Origin of the sequence: Plasticicumulans lactativorans, assembly GCF_004341245.1 — a bacterium.
GTDB lineage: Bacteria > Pseudomonadota > Gammaproteobacteria > Competibacterales > Competibacteraceae > Plasticicumulans_A > Plasticicumulans_A lactativorans.
Genome location: NZ_SLWY01000005.1, coordinates 110,789 through 130,040, shown reverse-complemented (window position 1 = coordinate 130,040; position 19,252 = coordinate 110,789). Strand labels below are relative to the sequence as shown.

Annotated in this window: 19 protein-coding genes and 1 riboswitch; of the genes, 6 read left to right on the top strand and 13 right to left on the bottom strand. The window is 72.4% G+C overall.

The window, feature by feature from the left end; translation table 11 throughout:
* Positions 1 to 73: 73 nt before the first annotated feature.
* Complete coding sequence (relA, locus tag EV699_RS05295; protein WP_165904043.1) at positions 74 to 2,239, bottom strand: GTP diphosphokinase; 2,166 nt, start codon at positions 2,237 to 2,239, stop codon at positions 74 to 76.
* A 58-nt stretch (positions 2,240 to 2,297) separates the two neighbouring features.
* Positions 2,298 to 3,116, bottom strand: a complete 819-nt coding sequence (locus EV699_RS05290) for an HDOD domain-containing protein (RefSeq protein WP_165904042.1) — start codon at positions 3,114 to 3,116, stop codon at positions 2,298 to 2,300.
* 162 nt (positions 3,117 to 3,278) lie between these two features.
* Here EV699_RS05290 and cysG point away from each other — a divergent pair, with 162 nt between their 5' ends.
* Positions 3,279 to 4,730, top strand: coding sequence for a siroheme synthase CysG (gene cysG / locus EV699_RS05285; protein ID WP_132539700.1), 1,452 nt, complete (start codon positions 3,279 to 3,281; stop codon positions 4,728 to 4,730).
* Here cysG and EV699_RS05280 read toward each other — a convergent pair.
* Positions 4,634 to 7,561: a bifunctional diguanylate cyclase/phosphodiesterase gene (locus tag EV699_RS05280; protein ID WP_165904041.1), complete on the bottom strand. Its 2,928-nt coding sequence runs from the start codon at positions 7,559 to 7,561 to the stop codon at positions 4,634 to 4,636. The two genes, cysG and EV699_RS05280, sit on opposite strands and share 97 nt — an antisense overlap.
* Positions 7,562 to 7,800: 239 nt before the next feature.
* Between EV699_RS05280 and mnmA the strand changes: the two genes are divergently transcribed.
* Positions 7,801 to 8,889, top strand: a complete 1,089-nt coding sequence (mnmA, locus tag EV699_RS05275; protein WP_132539696.1) for a tRNA 2-thiouridine(34) synthase MnmA — start codon at positions 7,801 to 7,803, stop codon at positions 8,887 to 8,889.
* Positions 8,890 to 8,933: 44 nt separating this feature from the next.
* Positions 8,934 to 9,554, top strand: a complete 621-nt coding sequence (gene hflD, locus EV699_RS05270; RefSeq protein ID WP_132539694.1) for a high frequency lysogenization protein HflD — start codon at positions 8,934 to 8,936, stop codon at positions 9,552 to 9,554.
* 16 nt (positions 9,555 to 9,570) lie between these two features.
* On the opposite strand, the gene EV699_RS05265 is transcribed toward hflD, so the two are convergent.
* From EV699_RS05265 to EV699_RS05240, 6 genes are all read right to left on the bottom strand, one after another.
* On the bottom strand, positions 9,571 to 10,737 hold the full coding sequence (locus EV699_RS05265) for a carboxylate-amine ligase (RefSeq protein ID WP_132539692.1): 1,167 nt from the start codon (positions 10,735 to 10,737) through the stop codon (positions 9,571 to 9,573).
* Positions 10,737 to 11,525, bottom strand: coding sequence for an N-formylglutamate amidohydrolase (locus EV699_RS05260; protein WP_132539690.1), 789 nt, complete (start codon positions 11,523 to 11,525; stop codon positions 10,737 to 10,739). The genes EV699_RS05265 and EV699_RS05260 overlap by 1 nt, the downstream gene beginning before the upstream one ends.
* 17 nt (positions 11,526 to 11,542) lie before the next feature.
* Entirely contained in the window at positions 11,543 to 12,409 is an 867-nt protein-coding gene (locus tag EV699_RS05255) for a DMT family transporter (RefSeq protein ID WP_132539688.1), read from the bottom strand.
* 41 nt (positions 12,410 to 12,450) lie between these two features.
* Positions 12,451 to 13,617, bottom strand: coding sequence for a cation:proton antiporter (locus EV699_RS05250; RefSeq protein WP_132539686.1), 1,167 nt, complete (start codon positions 13,615 to 13,617; stop codon positions 12,451 to 12,453).
* A 60-nt stretch (positions 13,618 to 13,677) separates the two neighbouring features.
* A complete protein-coding gene (locus EV699_RS05245; protein ID WP_132539684.1) occupies positions 13,678 to 14,286 on the bottom strand; it encodes a glutathione S-transferase N-terminal domain-containing protein in 609 nt (202 codons plus the stop codon).
* Positions 14,287 to 14,359: 73 nt separating this feature from the next.
* A complete protein-coding gene (locus EV699_RS05240) occupies positions 14,360 to 14,953 on the bottom strand; it encodes a TMEM165/GDT1 family protein (protein WP_132539682.1) in 594 nt (197 codons plus the stop codon).
* 14 nt (positions 14,954 to 14,967) lie between these two features.
* A riboswitch (yybP-ykoY riboswitch) is annotated at positions 14,968 to 15,131 on the bottom strand.
* Between the two features lie 46 nt (positions 15,132 to 15,177).
* Here EV699_RS05240 and EV699_RS05235 point away from each other — a divergent pair.
* Positions 15,178 to 15,432 carry an oxidoreductase-like domain-containing protein gene (locus EV699_RS05235; RefSeq protein ID WP_132539680.1) on the top strand — a complete coding sequence of 85 codons (255 nt, stop codon included), beginning with the start codon at positions 15,178 to 15,180 and terminating at the stop codon, positions 15,430 to 15,432.
* Here EV699_RS05235 and EV699_RS05230 read toward each other — a convergent pair.
* Both EV699_RS05230 and EV699_RS05225 read right to left on the bottom strand, forming a co-directional pair.
* Positions 15,387 to 15,944, bottom strand: a complete 558-nt coding sequence (locus EV699_RS05230; protein ID WP_132539678.1) for a rhodanese-like domain-containing protein — start codon at positions 15,942 to 15,944, stop codon at positions 15,387 to 15,389. The two genes, EV699_RS05235 and EV699_RS05230, sit on opposite strands and share 46 nt — an antisense overlap.
* A 2-nt stretch (positions 15,945 to 15,946) precedes the next feature.
* On the bottom strand, positions 15,947 to 16,249 hold the full coding sequence (locus EV699_RS05225) for an ArsR/SmtB family transcription factor (protein ID WP_132539676.1): 303 nt from the start codon (positions 16,247 to 16,249) through the stop codon (positions 15,947 to 15,949).
* 160 nt (positions 16,250 to 16,409) lie between these two features.
* Here EV699_RS05225 and EV699_RS05220 point away from each other — a divergent pair, with 160 nt between their 5' ends.
* Positions 16,410 to 16,610, top strand: a complete 201-nt coding sequence (locus EV699_RS05220; protein WP_132539910.1) for a YgaP family membrane protein — start codon at positions 16,410 to 16,412, stop codon at positions 16,608 to 16,610.
* Positions 16,611 to 16,681: 71 nt separating this feature from the next.
* Here the strand turns inward: EV699_RS05220 and EV699_RS05215 are convergent, their stop codons facing one another.
* The gene (locus EV699_RS05215; RefSeq protein ID WP_207922990.1) at positions 16,682 to 17,383 is read right to left on the bottom strand and encodes a DUF2076 family protein; all 702 of its coding nucleotides are present in this window, start codon (positions 17,381 to 17,383) and stop codon (positions 16,682 to 16,684) included.
* 85 nt (positions 17,384 to 17,468) lie between these two features.
* Positions 17,469 to 18,389: a tRNA 2-thiocytidine(32) synthetase TtcA gene (gene ttcA, locus EV699_RS05210; protein WP_132539674.1), complete on the bottom strand. Its 921-nt coding sequence runs from the start codon at positions 18,387 to 18,389 to the stop codon at positions 17,469 to 17,471.
* A 64-nt stretch (positions 18,390 to 18,453) separates the two neighbouring features.
* Between ttcA and EV699_RS05205 the strand changes: the two genes are divergently transcribed.
* On the top strand, positions 18,454 to 19,248 hold the full coding sequence (locus tag EV699_RS05205; RefSeq protein ID WP_243662568.1) for a DUF3750 domain-containing protein: 795 nt from the start codon (positions 18,454 to 18,456) through the stop codon (positions 19,246 to 19,248).
* The last annotated feature ends 4 nt before the right edge of the window (positions 19,249 to 19,252 follow it).

Genomic DNA, 19,252 nt, shown 5'->3' with positions numbered 1-19,252 from the left:
GGCTCATGATCGACATCGATACGCAGAGAATCAGCCGGCTACAGCAAGAACTGGCCCCCATCTCCGCTCGCATTCACCCCCGCCGCCGCGCCTCGATCACGTTGGGCAGTTGCACGATCTTGTCGAGCAGGCGCGAGAGCTGGGCGACGTCGCTGATCTCGACGGTGAGCGTCATCCGCGCGGTGCCGGCCTGTTTGTCGGAGAGCGTGTTGACGGCGATCACGTTGATCTTGTCGTTGGCGAGCACCGAGGTGATGTCGCGCAGCAGGCCGGTGCGGTCGTAGGCGTCGATCTGCACGTCGACGCAGTAGCGCGCCTGGGTCTCCTCGCCCCAGGCGACCTCGATCAGGCGCTCGCGGTGATGGGCGGCGAGGTCGAGCAGGTTCGGGCAGTCGGCACGGTGGATGGTGACGCCGCGGCCCTGGGTGATGAAGCCGACGATCGGGTCATAGGGCACCGGACGGCAGCACTTCGCCATCTGCATCAGCAGGTTGCCGACGCCGCTGATCTTCACCTCGCCGCGCTCCTCGGGCCGCGAGGGGCGCGCGATCGGCAGCGGCGGCTCGACCGGCGGCGGCGGCAGGATCATGTCCTGCGCCACCGACACCACGTGCATCGCGGTGACGTCGCCGCGGCCGACGGCGGCGAAGAGGTCGTCGGGGCGGGGGTGGCCGAGCTTCTCGGCCAGGCGTTCGAGGTTGACGTTGCGCACGCCGAGGCGGGTGAGCTCGCGCTCGAGCGTCTGCCGGCCGCTCGCCAGGCTGTGCTCGTGGTCGAGCTGGCGGAACCACGCGCGCACCTTGTCGCGGGCGCGGCCGCTCTTCAGGTAGCCGAGGTGCGGCGACAGCCAGTCGCGGCTGGGCGCGCCGGTCTTGGCGGTGAGCACCTCGATCTGCTCGCCGTTCTTCAGCTCGTAGTTCAGCGGCACGATGCGGCCGTTGACCTTGGCGCCACGGCAGCGGTGGCCGACCTGGGTGTGCACGTGGTAGGCGAAGTCGAGCGGCGTGGCACCCTGCGGCAGCTCGACGATCTGGCCCTTGGGAGTGACCACGTAGACGCGGTCCTGCAGGGCCTCGGCCTTGAAGCGGTCGAGGAAGTCGCCGGCGTCGCCGTCCTCGTCCTTCCAGTCGAGCATCTGGCGCAGCCAGACGATCTGCTGCTCGAAGGCGCTCGCCGGGGTGGCGGCGGTGCCCTCCTTGTAGCGCCAGTGCGCGGCGACGCCGAGTTCGGCGTTCTGGTGCATCTCGCGGGTGCGGATCTGCACTTCGAGGGTGCGCCCCTCGGGGCCGATCACCGCGGTGTGCAGCGAGCGGTAGCCGTTCGGCTTGGGGTTGGCGATGTAGTCGTCGAACTCGCGGCGCACGTGGTTCCAGCGCGCGTGCACCGCGCCGAGCACGGCGTAGCAGTCGGCGACGCTGTCGACGATGACCCGCACCGCGCGCACGTCGAAGATCTCCTCGAACGGCACGCGCTTGCGCGTCATCTTCTTCCAGATGCTGTAGATGTGCTTGACGCGCCCGGAGACCTCGCCGTGGATGCCGGCGCGCGCGAGGTCGGCGCGCAGGCTGTCGACCGCCTCGCCGATGTAGCGCTCGCGCTCCTGGCGCTTCTCGTCGAGCGCGCGGGCGATCTCGCGGTAGGTCTGCGGTTCGAGGTGGCGCAGCGCCAGGTCCTCGAGCTCCCACTTGATGCGGGCGATGCCGAGGCGGTTGGCGAGCGGTGCGAACAGGTCGAGGGTCTCGCGGGCGATGCGCACCTGCTCGTCGACCGGCAGTTCGTCGAGCGTGCGCATGCGCTGCAGCCGGCGCGCCAGCGCGAGCAGCACCACGCGCACGTCCTGCGCCATCGCCAGCAGCATCTTGCGCAGGCGTTCGAGCTCGGGCCCGCTCGGTTTGCCGTGCTGGTGGAAGTCGCCGATCACCGCGACGCGGCGCACGCCGCTCACCAGCCCCGCCACCGCGGCGCCGAAGTCCTCGCGCAGGCGCTCGGCGGCGTGCGGACCGTCGACGTAGCCGGGTTCGAGCAACGCGGCGGCGACCACCTCGTGGTCCATGCGCAGCTCGGCGAGGATGTCGGCGACGGCGAGCCCGGCCGGCGGCTCGGTGCAGTCCGGCGGCACCGCCAGCGCGTGCGCGCGCCGCACCAGCGCCGCCTGCTCGGGGGTCCAGCGCACGGCGTGCCCGGCGACCCAGGCGTCGAAATCCAGCGGCAGAACGGTACGGCTGTTGGGCGCGACCACGCGAGAAGCCTCCCGGGGTGCGCCGGTCGGACGGGCCGGGTCCGGCCGGCGGTGGACGTCAGAGCAGGTTGCGGAACTCGGGCGCGCACTCGGCGACGCGCTCGCGCACGTCGTCGAGCACGTCGGGTTCGAGCCGCGCCTGTTCCCAGGCATCGGCCTCGACGGCGATGTCCTCGTCCGCGGTGCCTTCCGGCGCGCTGACGATGCGGGTCGCGAGGTGCAGCACCGCGGCCTCGACCGGGCAGTGCTCGGCGCGCGCCGGCTGGTGCTGGCAGGCGATCGGCTCGACCAGCGCCTGCGGCATGCCCCACAGCCCGAGCAGCTCGGCGCCGAGTTCGGCGTAGCTGAAATCGAACGCGGCGACCTGGCGCTGCCAGTCGCACGGGCCGTGCTGCTGGCGTTCGACCTCGGTGGCGAGCGTCGGCATCTGCTGCGCGGCGGCGAGCCGGCCGACGTCGTGCAGGATGCCGGCGACGAACAGCCGGTCGAGCCCGCGCACGCGCCCGGCCCGGCCCAGCTCGCGGGCGTGCAGCGCGGTCAGCACGTTGCGCCACCAGTAGGCCTTGAGGTCGAGCACGGTCGCCGGCAGGTCGCTGAACATGCCGTCGAGCGAACCGACCAGCGCGAGGCTGCAGAGTTCGTCGGTGCCGATCAGGTTGACCGCGCGGGCGATGCTGTCGACCTTGCTCGACAGGCCGTAGAAGGGGCTGTTGACCAGGCGCAGCAGGCGCGAGGACAGCGCGGCGTCGGCGCTGACCACCTCGGCGAGGGCACCGACGGTGGACGCCGGGTCGTTGGCGAGACGCCGCAGGCGCAGGTAGATGTCCGGCAGGGTGGCCAGATCCCGCACGCTCGCGGCAAGTTCATGCACGTTCATCGAAGGCCGTTCTCCTGTGGCACGCGTCGGGGCGATCGGGCCGCACCGCCCCGGCATTCTCGGGGACGCTATCTAAGCACAGCCGCGGGCGACCTCGAAATCCGCGACGGCTTGCGTTACATAGGAAGCCCCCCGCGAGCCGCCACCACCACCGAGGTCCGAGTGGAGTTCCTGCCCATCTTCCTGAACCTGCGCCAGCGCCCCGCCCTCGTCGTCGGCGGCGGGGAGGTCGCGCTGCGCAAGGCCGGCCTGCTCACCGAAGCCGGCGCGCAGGTGACCGTGGTCGCCCCCGAACTCTGCCCCGCGCTCGCCGAGCGCGTGCGGGACGGCGCCTGCGCGTGGCGGCAGCGCCGCTTCGAGGCCGCCGACCTCGACGGCGTGCACGTGGTGATCGCCGCGACCGACGATGCCGCCGTCAACGCCGAGGTGTCGCGGCTGTGCCAGGCGCGCGCGCTGCCGGTGAACGTGGTCGACCAGCCGGCACTGTGCGGCTTCATCATGCCGGCGATCGTCGATCGTGCGCCGGTGCTGATCGCGCTGTCGACCGGCGGCTCGGCGCCGGTGCTCGCGCGGCTGCTGCGCGGGCGGCTCGAATCGCTGATCCCCGCCACCTACGGGCGCCTGGCGACGCTCGCCGCCGAGTTCCGCGCACGCGTGCAGGCGCGGGTGCCGACGCCGCGGCGGCGCGCGTTCTGGGAGCGGGTGCTCGGCGGTGCGATCGGCGAGGCGGTGCTCGCCGGGCGCGAGGCCGAGGCACGCGCGCGCTTCGAGCAGGCGCTCGCCGACGCCGACACGCCCGCCGACGCCTGCGGCGAGGTCTACCTGGTCGGCGGCGGCCCGGGCGACCCGGACCTGCTGACCTTCCGCGCGCTGCGCCTGATGCAGCAGGCCGACGTGGTGCTGTACGACCGCCTGGTGTCGCCGGCCGTGCTCGAACTGGTGCGGCGCGATGCCGAGCGCATCAACGTCGGCAAGGCGCGCAGCGACCACACGCTGCCGCAGGAGGACATCAACACCCTGCTGGTGCGCCTGGCGAAGGCCGGCAGGCGCGTGCTGCGGCTGAAGGGCGGCGACCCGTTCATCTTCGGCCGCGGCGGCGAGGAGATCGAAACCCTCGCCGCCGAGGGCATCCCGTTCCAGGTGGTGCCGGGCATCACCGCCGCCTCGGGCTGCGCGAGCTACGCCGGCATCCCGCTGACCCACCGCGACCACGCCCAGGCCTGCGTGTTCGTCACCGGCCACATGAAGCACGGCGTGCTCGACCTCAACTGGACCGCGCTGGCGCAGCCGCGCCAGACCATCGTGTTCTACATGGGCCTGCACGGCATCGAGCAGATCCGCGACGGCCTCGTCGGCCACGGGCTGTCGCCCGACACCCCGGCCGCCGTCGTCGAGCAGGGCACCACGGCGCAGCAGCGCGTGCACGTCGCCACCCTCGCGACGCTGCCCGAGCGCGTGCGCGATGCCGGCATCCGCCCGCCGTCGCTGATCATCGTCGGCAGCGTGGTGAGCCTGCATCACGCGCTCGCCTGGTTCTCGCCCACCGCCAGCGCCGAGCGCGGCACCAGCGGCAGCCCGAACAGCTCCTCGGCCGAGCGCGGCTCGCTGACGTAGTAGCCCTGCGCGTAGTCGATGCCGAACTCGCGCAGCAGCGCCAGGGTGTCGGCGCTTTCGACGTACTCGGCGACGGTGTGCTTGCCGAAGCCGGCGGCGATCTGGTTGAGCGCCTTGACGATGATCTGGTCGTCGGGGCTGCCGGCGAGCTGGCGGATGAACGAGCCGTCGATCTTCAGGTAGTCCACCGGGAAGTGCTTGAGGTAGGAGAACGACGAGAAGCCGATGCCGAAGTCGTCGAGCGCGAAGCGGCAGCCCAGGCTCTTGATGAACAGGATCATCGAGGTCGCCTGGGCGAAGTCGCCGACCGCGGCGGTTTCGGTGATCTCGAAGATCAGCCGCGAGGTGTCGACGCCGCTCGCCTCCAGCTCGCGCTGCAGGTGCGCGAGCAGGTCGGCATCGTTCAGCGAGTGCCCCGACAAATTGAGCGAGAAGCTGACGTCGATGCCGCGGCGGTTGATGTCGGCGAGGAAGTGGATCGCCTTGCTCAGCACCACGCGGTCGACCGCGTGGATCATGCCGGTGCGCTCGGCGGCGTCGATGAACTGCCCGGCGGCGAACACCGTGCCGTCGTCCTCCAGCAGGCGCAGCAGCACCTCGTAGTGCGCGATGGTGCCGTCGGCGATGTGCATGATCGGCTGGAAGTACAGCACGAAGCGGTCTTCGGCCAGCGCCTGGGCGACGCGGTCCTTCCAGTACACGCGGTTCTGCAGCTGCTCGCGCGAGCGGTCGGCCTCGGAGAACACGTGCCAGTGACCGCGCCCGGCCTCCTTCGCCTGGTACATCGCCAGGTCGGCGTTGGCCAGCAGTTCCTCGACCGTCTGCCCGTGCTCCGGGAACAGCGCCACGCCGATGCTGGCGGTGATGCGGTGGGTGCGGCCGTCGACCTCGCAGTTGACGCCGCTGACGATGGCGTTGATCTCCGCCGCCACCCGCGCCGCGCCCTCGGCATCGACGTCGCGCACCAGCACGCCGAACTCGTCGCCGCCGAGGCGCGCCACCAGCTCGGCCAGCATCAGCTCCTTGGCCAGCGCGCTGCCGATGGTCTTCAGCAGGCGGTCGCCGCTCAGGTGGCTGTCGGCCTCGTTGACGTACTTGAACTGGTCGAGGTCGAGCAGCAGCAGCGCGCCGACCCGCCCCTGGCGCTGCGCGGCGTTGAGCATCAGCTCCAGCTCCTCCTGGAAGCGGCGCCGGTTGGGCAGCCCGGTCAGCGTGTCGTGATCGGCCATCCACGCCAGGCGCGACTCGGCGCCGCGCCGCTCGGTGTTGTCGAGCCCGACCGAGAGCACCACCGGCCCGCCGGCGGCGCCGGGGCGCAGGCGCGAGTGGTACCAGGTGACGTTGCGCAGCGAGCCGTCGCGGTTCAGCACCAGCGACTCGTGGCGCAGGTGGCGCTGGCCGACCGCGATCACCTCGGCGAGGCGCTGGGCGCCGTCGCCCGCGGCCTCGGGCAGCAGCAGGTCGGTGAAGCGGCGGCCGAGCAGGTCCTGCGGGCGCTGCCCGGTCAGGCTCTGGGTGAACGGGTTGGCGCGCAGGATCTGCCCGTCCTGGTCGAGCGTGAGGATCGCCACCTGGGCGGTGTCGAGCAGGCTGGCGACGAAGTCACGCTCGGCGGCGAGCTCGTCCATGCGCCGCGACAGCGTCTGCGTGCGCTCGGCGACCTGGCCTTCGAGCTCTTCGAGGCGGTCGGCGAGCGCCACCGTGGTGCTGTCGAGGATGTCGATCTCGTCGGCCGGGCGCAGCGGGCGCTCGGCGCGCGGGCGGATCGCGCGGCGCACCGCGCCGAAGGCGCCGGTGGCGAGCAGCGGCAGCGTGCGCGCGGTGACCCGCAGGCGCGACATCGGCGCCCACAGGCTGCCGAGCAGCAAGAGCTCGGCGAGCCCCCAGCCGATCGCGCTGGCGGTGGCGCTCTCGCGCGCCGCGTCGCGGATCGCCGCGAGCGCATCGCCGATGTCGGACACCACCACCAGGCGCACCGGGTGGGTCACCTCGACCCCCGGCAGCGCCGACACGCGCACCTCGCAGGCCTGCTGGCCGCTCTCGACCAGCACGCCGTCGGCGGCCTCGTCGAGCGTGTGCAGGGCCGCGGCGCGGCGCAGCACCGGCAGGCTCTCCAGCGGCCGGGTCAGCGCCGAGACGTCGGCGTTCCAGTCGCTCAGGCGGCCGAGCTCGGCGGTGCGCGCGCGCGGCGGGCCCATGCGCAGCAGGCCGATGTCGGTGCCGGACACCGCGGCGAAGTTGCGCACCAGGTCGGCGAGGTTGGCGCCGAGCACCACCACGCCGACACTGCGCCCGCCGGCGAGCACCGGCGCGGCGAGGTACTGCACGCATTCCGGGTCGCAGTCGAGCAGGTAGGCCGGTGCCTCGGTCTCGCGCGCGCGCACGATCAGCTCGCCGAAGCGCGCGTGCGGCGGCAGGCGCCCGGTCTCGACGTCCCAGGCCTGCAGGAAGCCGCCGTCGGGGCCGTAGAAGGCGATCAGGTCGATGCCGAGGTCGAGCTGCAGCGCCGGCCACTGGCTGTCGAGCACCTGGCCGAGGCGGCGCGCGTCGCGCGCGGGCAGCGCGCTCTGCACGCCGGGGATCGACGGCACCATCGCGGCGAGCTGGCGCAGGCGCTCGAACGACTGCCCCATCAGCGCGTGCACCTCGCGCAGCCGCGCCGCGCCGGCCTCGCTGCGCTGCTCGCGCAACTGCTCGATCAGGTTCTGGTAGCTGACCCAGGCGCTGCCCATGGTCATCAGCAGCAGCACGCTGCTGGTGAGCAGCAGCGCGCGCCACTTGAGGCTGAAGAAGCGCATCGTCGGTCGGCTGGTGTCGGTGTCGTTGTCCATGCTTCGCGCCGGGGCGGGCGGAACCGCAGCCGCTGTCCGCAGTGGCCGCGGGCGGTGCGCTGCCGCAGCGGGGCGCCCCCGGTCGACTGAGGATAGCCCCCCGTCGCCGGCGCGGCGGCGCGGCACCGCCCCGGACGGGGGGTGAGACGGTATCATGGAACGCCGGCAGGCCCGAATGCCGCAACCTGCAACGGCCCCGCCGCCCACGCCCCCGCCCCGACCAGCCACGGATCCCGCGCATGAACCCACCCCGCATCGTCGTCGGCCTCTCCGGCGGCGTCGACTCCTCGGTCGCCGCCCTGCTGCTGCACGAGCAGGGCTTCGAGGTGCACGGCGTGTTCATGCGCAACTGGGAGGACACCCCGGACACCGGCCAGTGCAGCGCCGGCGAGGACCTGCGCGATGCCGCCGAGGTCTGCGAGACGCTCGGCATCCCCTTCCACCAGGTCAACTTCACCGCCGAGTACCGCGAGCGCGTGTTCGCCTACTTCCTCGCCGAGCATCGCGCCGGGCGCACGCCCAACCCCGACGTGCTGTGCAACAAGGAGATCAAGTTCCGCGCCTTCCTGGAGCACGCCGGGCGCCTCGGCGCGAGCGGCATCGCCACCGGCCACTACGCACGCTGCGAGGCACGCGACGGGCGCCTGCGGCTGCTGAAGGGGCTCGATCCGGGCAAGGACCAGAGCTACTTCCTCTACACGCTGGGCCAGGCGCAGCTCGCGCCGACGCGCTTCCCGGTGGGCGCGCTGCCCAAGCGCGAGGTGCGCGCGATCGCCGCGCGTGCACGCCTGCCGACCCACGACAAGAAGGACTCGACCGGCATCTGCTTCATCGGCGAGCGCGACTTCCGCGAGTTCCTCGGCCACTACCTGCCGCACACGCCGGGGCCGATGCTGACCCCCGAGGGCGAGGAGGTCGGCACCCACGTCGGGCTCGCCTTCTACACGCTCGGCCAGCGCCAGGGGCTGGCCATCGGCGGGCGCCGCGGCAGCAGCGGCCGGCCGTGGTTCGTCGCCGGCAAGGACCTCGCCCGCAACGCGCTGCTGGTGGTGCAGGGCGACGGGCACCCGGCGCTGTACGCCGGCGGGCTGCGCGCCGGGGCGCTGCACTGGGTCGCCGGCCACGCGCCGGCGCTGCCGCTGCGGGCGAACGCCAAGGTGCGCTACCGGCAGGCCGACCAGCCCTGTACGATCACCGCCCTCGACGCCGGGGCCTGCGAGGTGCGCTTCGACACGCCGCAGCGCGCGGTGACCCCGGGACAGTCGGTGGTGTTCTACCAAGGGGACGAGTGCCTCGGCGGCGGCGTGATCGACGCCGTCCTCGCCTGAGACGATCCACACACCAGAAGGCCCCCCGGCCTCGCGGGAACGGCATGCAGAAAACCGATCGGGAACGCGCGATTGCGCTGGCGGGCATCTTCCAGGCGACCGCGCTGGTGCGCGACGTCGCCTACAAGGGCCAGGTGGCCGAGGCCGACTTCGCGGTGTGCCTGCAGAGCATCATGTGCCTCGACGCCCCGGACGTGGAGTCCGTCTACGGCGGACTCTCCGGCCTGCGCCGGGGGCTGACGCTGCTCGCCGACGAACTGCGCACCCCGCGCGAGATGGAGCTGGCGCGCTACACGGTCAACCTGCTGGTGCTCGAACGCAAGCTCAGCGCCGACCGCGCGCTGCTGCAGCGCATGCGCGAGGGCATCGGGGCCATCGCCGGGCGTCTCGACCACTTCGCGCTCACCCACGAGAACATCGTCGCCGCGCTCGCCGAGCTGTACAGCCAGACGATCAGCAAGCTGACGCCGCGGATCATGGTCAACGGCGACCCGGCGCACCTCAACCGCAGCGAGAACGCCGACCGCATCCGCGCGCTGCTGCTCGCCGGCATCCGCTCGGCGGTGCTGTGGCGCCAGGCCGGCGGCGGGCGCCTGACGCTGCTGCTGCGGCGCAACGCGCTGCTGCGCGAGGCGCGGCGCCTGCTCGGCAGCCTGCCCCACTGAGGCCGCGCGCGCGGCCTCAGCCGGCCGCCCCCGGCGCTTCGAGGTCGGCGACGGTCTGCGCGATCAGGTCGTCGACCACCGCGCGCAGCGCGGCGGGGCGGTCCTGGCCGGCGGCGAGCGCGGCCTCGAGCACCGCGATCTGCCGCGTGGCGCTGGTGCCGCGGCCGCGGATCGTGCGCAGGTGCGCGAGTTCCGCGGCGCAGCCGAAGTGCGCGGCGTCCTCGGCGGTGAGCTCGATCATCTCCTCCAGCAGTTCCGGGTAGGGCACGATGCGGCCCTTGCCGAAGTCCACCAGCCCCGCCTCCATGCCGTAGCGCTGCGCCCGCCAGCGGTTCTCGTCGATCAGCATGCGCTTGTAGATGCGCCAGCGCTGGTTGCCGCGGCGCAGCCGCCAGAGCATGCGCAGCAGGCAGCGGAACAGCGCGGCGACGGCGATGGCGTCGTCGAGGCGCGTGCAGACGTCGGTGATGCGCAGCTCCAGCGTCGGGAAGCGCACCGAGGGGCGCAGGTCCCACCACAGCTTGCTGCCGTCCTCGATCAGCCCGGCGCCGACCAGCGCGTTGACATGGCGCGCGTACTCGCCCCACGAGGCGAAGGCGCTGGGGATGCCGGTGCGCGGCAGCTCGTTGAACACGCTGATGCGGTAGCTCTTGAGCCCGGTGTCCTCGCCGCGCCACAGCGGCGAGGAGGTGGTCAGCGCCAGCAGGTGCGGCAGGAAGTACGCCACCTGCCCCATCAGGTCGATGCGCAGGTCGTCGTCGGGAATGCCCACGTGCACGTGCATGCCGCAGATCAGCAGGCGCCGGCCGACGCCCTGGAGGTCGCGCGCGAGCAGCGCGTAGCGCTCCTTGTCGGTCGGGCGCTGGTCGTGCCAGCGCGCGAACGGGTGCGTGCTCGCGGCGATCGGCGCATACCCGTAGCGGCCGCTGACCTCGGCGAGCGTGGCGCGCAGCTCGGCGAGGTCGGCACGCGCCGCGGCGATCGAGGTGCAGATGCGCGTGCCCACCTCGACCTGCGCGCGCAGGAACTCGGGCGTCACCCGGTCCTGCAGCAGGCGGTTGCAGGTCTCCAGCATGCCCGGCGGCACCTCGGCGGCGAGGTCGCGGGTTTCGCGCGAGACCAGGAAGTACTCCTCTTCGATGCCGAGCGTGAACGGCGGCTCGGGCGCGACCACGGCGGACATCAGAAGTGCTCCACCCGGGCGAGTTCGGGGCGCTCCAGCAGCGACTGCAGCGCATCGCCGATCACCCCGGCCCAGTGCGCGCAGCCCTCGGCGTCACCGATCAGGTCCTGGCGGATCTCCAGCACCACGTGCGGCAGCCCCGCGGCGGCACCGTGTGCCTCCACGGTGTAGCCGGTCTCGCGCCCGGAATACGGCTGGTTGTCGCCGACGCACAGGCCGCGCGCGCCCAGGGCTTCGAGCAGCGGCAGCGCGAGGCGCGGGTCGTGGTTCCACAGCACGCCGAGCTGCCAGGGGCGGTCGTGGCCGTTCATCCGCGGCGTGAAGCTGTGGACCGCGACCAGCACCGGCACCTGGCCGCGGTGCTGGCGCGCCGCCACCGCCTGCATGATCGCGTGGTGGTAGGGCCAGAACACCGCCTCGATGCGCGCGTCGACCTCGGCGTCGCTGAGCCCGGTGTTGCCGGGCACCGGCGTGCCGTCGCTGTACGGCGGAATCGAACTCGCGTCGCCCGGCGCGCGGTTGCAGTCGATCAGCAGCCGCGAGTAGGTGGTGAACAGCGCGCAGGCGTCGAAGCGCCGCGCCAGGCGTTCGGTGACGTCGGCCGCGCCGATGTCCCAGCCGATGTGGCGCAGGCGCTCGGCCGGCGGCACGCCGAGGTCGCCGACCGCCGCCGGCAGCGCCGGACTGGCATGGTCGCAGAGCAGCAGCAGCGGGCTCGGCGCCTGCGGGTTCAGCACCCGGTACGGGGCCGGTTCAGTGGCCGCGAGCAGCGGGGAAGGAACGGACATGTCGGGACTCCTCCGGGTCAGGGGCGCGTGCCGCGCAGCGGCCAGCGCACGTTGATCACCGCGACGCCGGCGAGCGTCATCAGGCCGCCGACGACGAGCTTCCAGCTCAACTGGTCACCCCACAGGGTGACACCGAAGATCACCGCCAGCACCGGCGACAGCAGCATCAGCGGCGCGGTCACGCCGACCGGGTGGCGCTTGAGCAGCCAGTAGACGATGCCGTGGCCGACCAGCGACGAGCCGATCGCCGAGTAGGCCGGCGCGCCCCATTCGAGCCAGCTCGCGGTGGCGATCGCCTGCGCCTGGCCGTGCTCGAAGAGCAGCGTCAGCGGCGTCAGCCCGAGCACCGCCGCGAGCGCGATCCACGCCTGCATCGTGAACACGCCCACGCCCTTGAGACCACGCATCAGGATCGATGCTCCGGCGAAGGCCGCCGAGGCGCCGGCGATCAGCGCGAGCGCGAGCGGGTGGAGGAACACCACCGGGTCGAAGCCGATCACCAGCACCCCGGCGAAGGCGATCGCGGTGCCGAGCAGGCGCCGCGGCTCGGGGCGCTCGCCGAGCCACCAGATGCCGGCGAGCACCGACATCGGCACGTACAGCTGCGTGGCGATCGCCACCGACGAGACGTCGCCCGCCGCGGCCAGCCCGCCGAAGATCATCGAGAAGTGGATCACCCCCATCACCACGGCGATCAGCAGCACGCGCCGCATCTGCCCCGGCACCGGGCGCAGCCACGGCAGCAGCAGCAGCACCAGCAGCGCGAAGCGCAGCGTCGTGAACAGCAGCGGCGGAAAGTGCGCCACCCCGGCCTTGCCGGCGATGAAGTTGAAGGCCCAGGCCGCATTGGCGATCAGGGCGAGCAGCAGGTGGGTGAACGGCATGCCGGCTCCAGAGTGAAGAGGCGATGCGAGCGCAGCGCCCGTCAGTCGCGCCGCAGGCGATCGTTGACCGCGATCGGCGTCGGGAAGGTCCGCACCACCAGGTACGACGACAGGATGAAGGTGAACAGCGTCGACGCCTGGATCAGGTACGACGCCTGTGCGTCGATCACGCCCGCCTGCAGCGCCAGCACCGCGATCAGCAGCGAGAACTCGCTGACCTGGCCGAGGCGCATGCCGATCTCGTGCGCGAGCCGGGGCTTCTCGCCGGCGCGGCGCAGCAGGCGGCTGAACACGCGCGGCTTCAGCCACAGCATCGCCGCCGCCAGCACCGCCGCCGGCAGCAGCACCGCGCCCAGGCGATCGAGCTGGAAGCTCGCCCCCACCGAGAAGAAGAACATGATCACGAAGAAGTCGCGCAGCGGCTTCAGGCTCTCGGCGATGAAGTTCGCGATCGGGCTCGCGGCGAGCGCCACGCCGGCGACGAAGGCGCCGATCTCGAACGACAGCCCGAGCGCGTGCGCGAGCTCGGCCATGCCCAGGCACCAGCCGATGGCGGTGAGGAAGATGTATTCCTGGATCACGTCGAAGCGCTCGATCAGCTTCACCAGCAGCCAGCGTTCGAGCGCCAGCGCGAAGCCGAACAGCAGCGGCAGCGCGAGCAGGCGCGCACCGAGCGCGAGCCAGTCGGTGCCGCCGCCGTCGCCCTGCAGCAGCAGCAGCATGAAGATCGCCAGCACGTCCTGCAGCAGCAGCACCGAGATCATCACCTCGCCCATGTGGCGCTGGTGCAGCGCGGTGGTGGGCAGCAGCTTCAGCCCGATGATGGTGCTCGAGAACATCATCACCGCGCCGACCACCGCCGCCTCGCCGAGGCTGTAGCCGAACACCAGCGTGATCGCGCAGCCCACCGCGGCGAACACCGCGGAGCTGATCGCGGTCACCGACAGCGCCTCGCGCAGCATCGGGATCAGCTTCTGCGGGTGCAGGTGCAGCCCGAGCAGGTAGAGCAGGAAGATGATGCCGATGTGCCCGATCTGCTGGATCACGCCGGCTTCCGGGACCAGGTTGAAGCCGGCCGGGCCGCACAGCCCGCCGAGCACGATGTAGGCGATCAGCAGCGACTGGCGCGCGAACAGCGCCACCGCGGCGAGGACCGCGGCGCCGGTGAAGATCAGGAAGATCGAATAGACGATGGCTTCGGACTGCATGGCACCGATCCCGGGCGCTGGTTGCGTGGTCGGGTTACGAGTGTAACCGCAGCCGCGCGCTCAGGTCGGCTCGCGCGGGAGGGTCGCCGCGAACGACGGCCGCGCGGCGATCCCGGCGTACCAGTGCGCGAGCCGCGGGCGGCCGTCGCGCCAGTGCGCCGCGACGTTGCGGAATTCGATCCAGCCGAGCGCGCAGCCGATGGCGATCTCGCCGAGCGTCGGCGCGGCCGGCAGCGCGTCGGCTTCGCTCTCCAGGACGTCGAGCGCGCGAGTGACCGCATCGAGCTGGAAGCCGATCCACGCCGGCCAGCGCAGCGCCTCGGGCCGGCGCCCGCGCTCGACGAACACCAGCACCGCGGCATCGAGCAGGCCGTCGGCGAGCGCCTGGCGACGCAGCGCCGTCCAGCGTGGCGCGCCGGACGCCGGCAGCAGGCGGCCGCCGGCGAGGGTGTCGAGGTACTCGCAGATCACCGGGCTGTCGTACAGGCATTCGCCCGAGTCGAGCAGCAGCGTCGGCACCTTCGACAGCGGGTTGTCCCGCACCAGGTCGGTCGCCGGGTCCCAGCCGTTGGTCGGCACGCGGGTGATCCGCGCGTCCAGGCCGAGTTCCAGCGCGGTCACGGTGACCTTGCGCACGAAGGGTGAGGTGGGCGAATAGCGTAGGCGCATGAGCGTTCCTCCGTCGCCGGCCGGGCGCCGGCAAACGCCGAGCCTAGCGATTCGCGCCTCCCCTTGTCGCCGGTCAGCGCATCAGGCTGCCGGCGAGCGCGCTGAACCCCAGGTCGAAGAAGGCCGACACGCCGAGCACCGCGAACAGTGCCGCCGCCACGTAGCGCACCCAGCCGAGCGCGAAGCGCCCGCCCGCCGCGTGGCCGACCAGCACCGCCGGCACGTTGGCGAGCAGCATGCCGAGCGTGGTGCCGATCACCACGGCGACGAGTGCATCGAAGCGCGCCGCGAGCGCCACCGTGGCGATCTGCGTCTTGTCGCCGATCTCGGCGATGAAGAACGCCACCGTGGTCGCCAGGAAGGCACCGTAGCCGCTCGGCGCCTGCACCTCGTCGTCGTCGATCTTGTCGGGGATCAGCGTCCACGCGGCGACGGCGAGGAACGACAGGCCCAGTGCCTTGCGCAGCAGTTCGGGGCCGAGCCAGCCGGCCACCCAGGCACCGAACGCGCCGGCAGCGGCGTGGTTGGCGACGGTGGCGACGAAGATGCCGAGCACGATCGGCAGCGGCCGGCGGAAGCGCGCGGCGAGCAGCAGGGCGAGGAGCTGGGTCTTGTCGCCGATCTCGGCGATGGCGACGGCGACGGTCGAAACGAGGAGGGCTTCCATCACGGTACTCGGGGGTCGGGCGGCGCTAACCGATGGCATGAAGCCCCCCGCCCGACCCGGGTGCGGAGCTCGATGCCAAAGGTCTCGCCAAACCGATCGGCCACATGCGCCATGGGGCGAACCCCAAGTCTGTTGACGCATGTCCCTCTCGCACTGGAGGGCGGCTACTCCCCTAAGGACGGTCGCACGATAGCCGTCCATGCTGCACCGCGTCAATCACCACGATGGCCGCCGGCGCGGGATCGTCACGGAATCGTTACACTGGCGCTCCGACCCGCCGCTTCACCGCATCCGCCATGCCCGACCGCCCCTCGCCGCCGCCCCGTCCCGTCGAGCCGCACCCGCTGGAATGCTGCGGCCGCGGCTGCCAGCCGTGCATCTTCGACGACTACCGCGCAGCGCTGCGCCGCTGGCAGGCGGCGACCGCCATCGCTCAGCCGGCCGGATGCGCCGACGCGGGGCCGCCGGGCGGTGGCTGAACGCGGTTCCACGGCATCTGCCCGAGCAGCGTGGCCATGCCGCAGAAGCCGGTGACGCCGGCGAAGACCAGCCCCGCACCGACGCAGCCGGCGAGCGCGAACCAGGCCGGCCCGAGCAGGAAACCGAGCACCACGCCGAAGAGCACCAGCGAGCCCGCGGCGATCTGCACCTGGCGCATCAGCGGCAGCGGCTGCGAGCGGTCCTCATGCACCGGCAGGCCGGCGCGCCGCCAGGCGTCGAGCCCGCCGGCGAGCGCGCAGGCCTCGGGGAAGCCGCACGCGAGGATGCGGGCGGCGAGCTGCGCGGTGCGGTTGCCGCTCTGGCAGTGGAAGACCACGGCCTTGTCGTGGTCGCGGTCGAAGTCGTGCGCGTCGAAGCCCGACACCGGCACCAGGCGCGCGCCGACGATGTGCTCGCGCGCGTGCTCGGCCGCCTCGCGGATGTCGATCAGCACCGCGCTGCCTTCGGCGAGGCGGCGCTGCAGTTCGTGGGGCGTGATGGTCGGCAGCATGTTCAGGTATCTCCGGGGACGTCGGCGGGCGCGCAGAAGATGTCGTAGAGCGTGCGGATGACCCGCGCGGCGGCATCGCTGGCGATCGAGTAGTAGATGGTCTGGCCGTTGCGGCGGTTGCTGACCAGCCCGTCCTTGCGCAGCAGCATCAGGTGCTGCGACACCAGCGCATCGCGTGCCCCCAGGAGCTGTGCGAGCTGGCCCACCGCCTTCTCCCCTTCCAGCAGCTGGCAGAGGATCTTCAGCCGCCACGGGCTCGCCAGCGACTTCAGCAGGTCGGCGGCCGCCATGGCCGATTTGTCCATCTCTTCAATATTCATGTTTGCGAATATACGAATTCAGAAATATGATTGCAAGCACGCAGGCGGACCGCTGCGCACGCCCTGACGACTTCGGGAAGGCCTTCGGCTCCGGCCGTGCCACTCCCGTCCCGCATCCCGAACGATGGAGGTACCCGGCATGAACCTGAACAAGAACGTCGGCCCGCTCGACAAGACCCTGCGCATCGTCGCCGGGCTCGTCCTGATCGTGCTCGCGCTCACCGGCACCATCGGTGCCTGGGGCTGGATCGGCGTGGTGCCGATCGCCACCGGCCTGCTGGGCTGGTGCCCGGCCTACACCCTGCTCGGCATCAGGACCTGCCCGGGCGGCGGCGCGCCGAAGTGACGCCCCGATAACGCACGAGCCCCGCAGGCGCGGGGCTCGTCTTCATCAGCCGGAACGCCCGCTGCGGCGGCTCACACCCAGCTGTCGCCGCCGTCGCTGAAATCCCCGCCGTCGGCCCAGCCGCCGCCGTCACCGAACGGGCTGTCGCCGCTGCCGAGATCGGGCACGCCCTGCCCGACGACATCCTGCACCAGCAGATCGCCGCCCGGCGCCAGGCCCGGCAGCGAGGCCGGATCGGTGGTCGGATGGCCGTGCTCGTCGGTGAACAGTCCCTGGATGCCCTGGAACAGCAGCGCGCCGCCGGCCACGCCGGCCGCGGTCGCGAGCGCCGAGCCGAGGAAGCCCGAGAACGCCGAGGGCTGCCCCTGCGCACGCCAGGCGTTGCCGGCGCCGCCGCCGAAAGCGCCAGCGCCGCCGAAGGCCCCGCCGGCCGGCGGACGGCCGAGCCCGGCCGCCAGCGCGCCCGGCTGGCTGCCGGGAATCGCCCGGGTGTCATCGTTCCCCCAGCCCCCGCCAAGGAAGCTGCCGCCGCCCGCGGGCGCACTGCTGCGCGCGGCGTCGAGCTCGCGCGTGAGCGCCTCGATGCGCGCCTGGGCATTGCGCAGCGCCACCTCCTGCAGCAGCGTGCGCTGCACCAGCAGGTACACGGCCTCGGGCTGGCGCACCGCGGCGCGGCGGATGAGTTCGTCGGCCTCCGCGTCCTTGCGCCCGACGCTCGCGGCGACGAGGCCGTCGAGCAGTTTGGTGAGCATGTCGCGTTCCTGGGGATTCATGGCGGGTCTCCGGTGAGCGGACCGGGTTCGTGCACCCGGTGGGCAAGAGGTGGTGGCGCCGGCGCGACGCTTCAAGGGCGGCGGTTCAGGCGCGGGCGATGCGCACGCCGGCGAAGGAGCGCGTGCCGTCGGCGGCGACGCCTTCATCGAGCTCGTCCGCCGCCACGGCCGCCTCGCGCTCCGGCACCAGCCAGTCGTGGCGTGGCGCGCTGCGCGCGCCGAGGCCGGCGAAGTCGAACAGGGCGGGGTCGGCGAGCTGCGACGGCGCGACGTTCTTCAGCGCGGCGAAGATCGTCTCGACGCGCCCGGGGAAGCGCCGGTCCCAGTCTTCGAGCATCTGCCCCACCGCCACGCGCTGCAGGTTCTCCTGCGAGCCGCACAGGTTGCACGGGATGATCGGGAAGCCCCGGATCTGCGCGTAGCGCGCGATGTCCTTCTCGCGGCAGTAGGCGAGCGGGCGGATCACCACGTTGCGCCCGTCGTCGGAGAGCAGCTTCGGCGGCATCGCCTTCAGGCTGCCGCCGAAGAACAGGTTGAGGAACAGCGTCTCGACGATGTCGTCGCGGTGGTGGCCGAGGGCGATCTTGTTGAAGCCGTGCTCGGCGGCATAGTTGTAGAGGATGCCCCGGCGCAGCCGCGAGCACAGCCCGCAGGTGGTCTTGCCCTCGGGGATCACGCGCTTGACCACGCTGTAGGTGTCCTGCTCGATGATCTCGAACGGCACCCCGAGCGCGCCGAGGTACTCCGGCAGCACGTGCCCGGGAAAGCCCGGCTGTTTCTGGTCGAGGTTGACGGCGAACAGCTCGAAGCGCACCGGCGCGGATTTCTGCAGTCCGAGCAGGATATCGAGCATCGTGTAGGAGTCCTTGCCGCCCGACAGGCACACCAGCACGCGGTCGCCGTCCTCGATCATGTGGTAGTCCTGGATCGCCTCGCCGACGGCGCGGCGCAGGCGCTTGGCGAGCTTGTTGGCGTTGATGCGGTCTTTGTCGGTCTGGGTCGGCATGGTGCGGTTCCGGGGGCGGGCGAAAGTCCCGCGCGAGGCGGGGAAGTTTAACGGGGATAGACACTTGACGACACCACACGGGCAAGCCAGCGGGGCCGCCGGGCGCCCCGCCGCGCGCCTGGCACGGCGCCTCGCGGTGCTGCTGGCGCTGTTCTACGTGCTGCCGCTCGGCGCCGCCGGCTGCGCCTACTGGTTCGGCGGCGCGCCGTCGCACTGGTCGACCGCGAGCCGCACCTCGGCCGGCATCGCCCCCGACCCCGCCGCCACGCCGGAAGCCGTGGTCCAGGTGTACGCGGCGCGCGCCTACGGCTGGCGCGGCATCTTCGGCGTGCACACCTGGTTCGCGCTGAAGCCGGCAGGCGCGCGGGGCTGGGAGCGCCTGGAGGTGATCGGCTGGGGCGTCGAGCGGGGCCGCCGCGCGGTGCGCGCCGGCCCCGGCATCCCCGACGGGCGCTGGTACGGCAACCCGCCCGTGCTGCTCGCGCAGCTGCGCGGGCCGGCGGCCGCGGCGGTGATCCCGCGGCTGCGCGCGGCGGCCGCGGCCTACCCCTACCCCGACCGCTACACCGTGTGGCCCGGCCCGAACAGCAACACCTTCACCGCCCACCTCGCGCGCCAGGTGCCGGAGCTGCGCCTCGACCTGCCGGCCACCGCGATCGGCAAGGACTACCCGGTCGACGGCATCGTCGCGAGCACGCCGAGCGGCACCGGCTGGCAGCTGTCGCTGGGCGGCCTCGCCGGCATCGCCGTCGGCGTCGAGGAAGGCGTCGAGGTCGACCTGCTCGGGCTCGGCGTCGGCATCGACGTCGTCCCGCCGGCGCTGCGCCTGCCGGGCTTCGGCCGCCTCGGCTTCGACTGAGCCG

Coding starts and splice junctions, on each gene's coding strand:
- EV699_RS05240 (WP_132539682.1), bottom strand. CDS start 14,953: ATGGAAGCCCTCCTCGTTTCGACCGTCGCCGTCGCCATCGCCGAGATC.
- EV699_RS05280 (WP_165904041.1), bottom strand. CDS start 7,561: ATGGACAACGACACCGACACCAGCCGACCGACGATGCGCTTCTTCAGC.
- EV699_RS05255 (WP_132539688.1), bottom strand. CDS start 12,409: ATGCCGTTCACCCACCTGCTGCTCGCCCTGATCGCCAATGCGGCCTGG.
- EV699_RS05225 (WP_132539676.1), bottom strand. CDS start 16,249: ATGGACAAATCGGCCATGGCGGCCGCCGACCTGCTGAAGTCGCTGGCG.
- EV699_RS05245 (WP_132539684.1), bottom strand. CDS start 14,286: ATGCGCCTACGCTATTCGCCCACCTCACCCTTCGTGCGCAAGGTCACC.
- EV699_RS05230 (WP_132539678.1), bottom strand. CDS start 15,944: ATGCTGCCGACCATCACGCCCCACGAACTGCAGCGCCGCCTCGCCGAA.
- ttcA (WP_132539674.1), bottom strand. CDS start 18,389: ATGCCGACCCAGACCGACAAAGACCGCATCAACGCCAACAAGCTCGCC.
- EV699_RS05250 (WP_132539686.1), bottom strand. CDS start 13,617: ATGCAGTCCGAAGCCATCGTCTATTCGATCTTCCTGATCTTCACCGGC.
- EV699_RS05265 (WP_132539692.1), bottom strand. CDS start 10,737: ATGTCCGCCGTGGTCGCGCCCGAGCCGCCGTTCACGCTCGGCATCGAA.
- EV699_RS05235 (WP_132539680.1), top strand. CDS start 15,178: ATGGCCGCCGGCGCGGGATCGTCACGGAATCGTTACACTGGCGCTCCG.
- EV699_RS05215 (WP_207922990.1), bottom strand. CDS start 17,383: ATGAATCCCCAGGAACGCGACATGCTCACCAAACTGCTCGACGGCCTC.
- EV699_RS05290 (WP_165904042.1), bottom strand. CDS start 3,116: ATGAACGTGCATGAACTTGCCGCGAGCGTGCGGGATCTGGCCACCCTG.
- EV699_RS05260 (WP_132539690.1), bottom strand. CDS start 11,525: ATGTCCGTTCCTTCCCCGCTGCTCGCGGCCACTGAACCGGCCCCGTAC.
- hflD (WP_132539694.1), top strand. CDS start 8,934: ATGCAGAAAACCGATCGGGAACGCGCGATTGCGCTGGCGGGCATCTTC.
- mnmA (WP_132539696.1), top strand. CDS start 7,801: ATGAACCCACCCCGCATCGTCGTCGGCCTCTCCGGCGGCGTCGACTCC.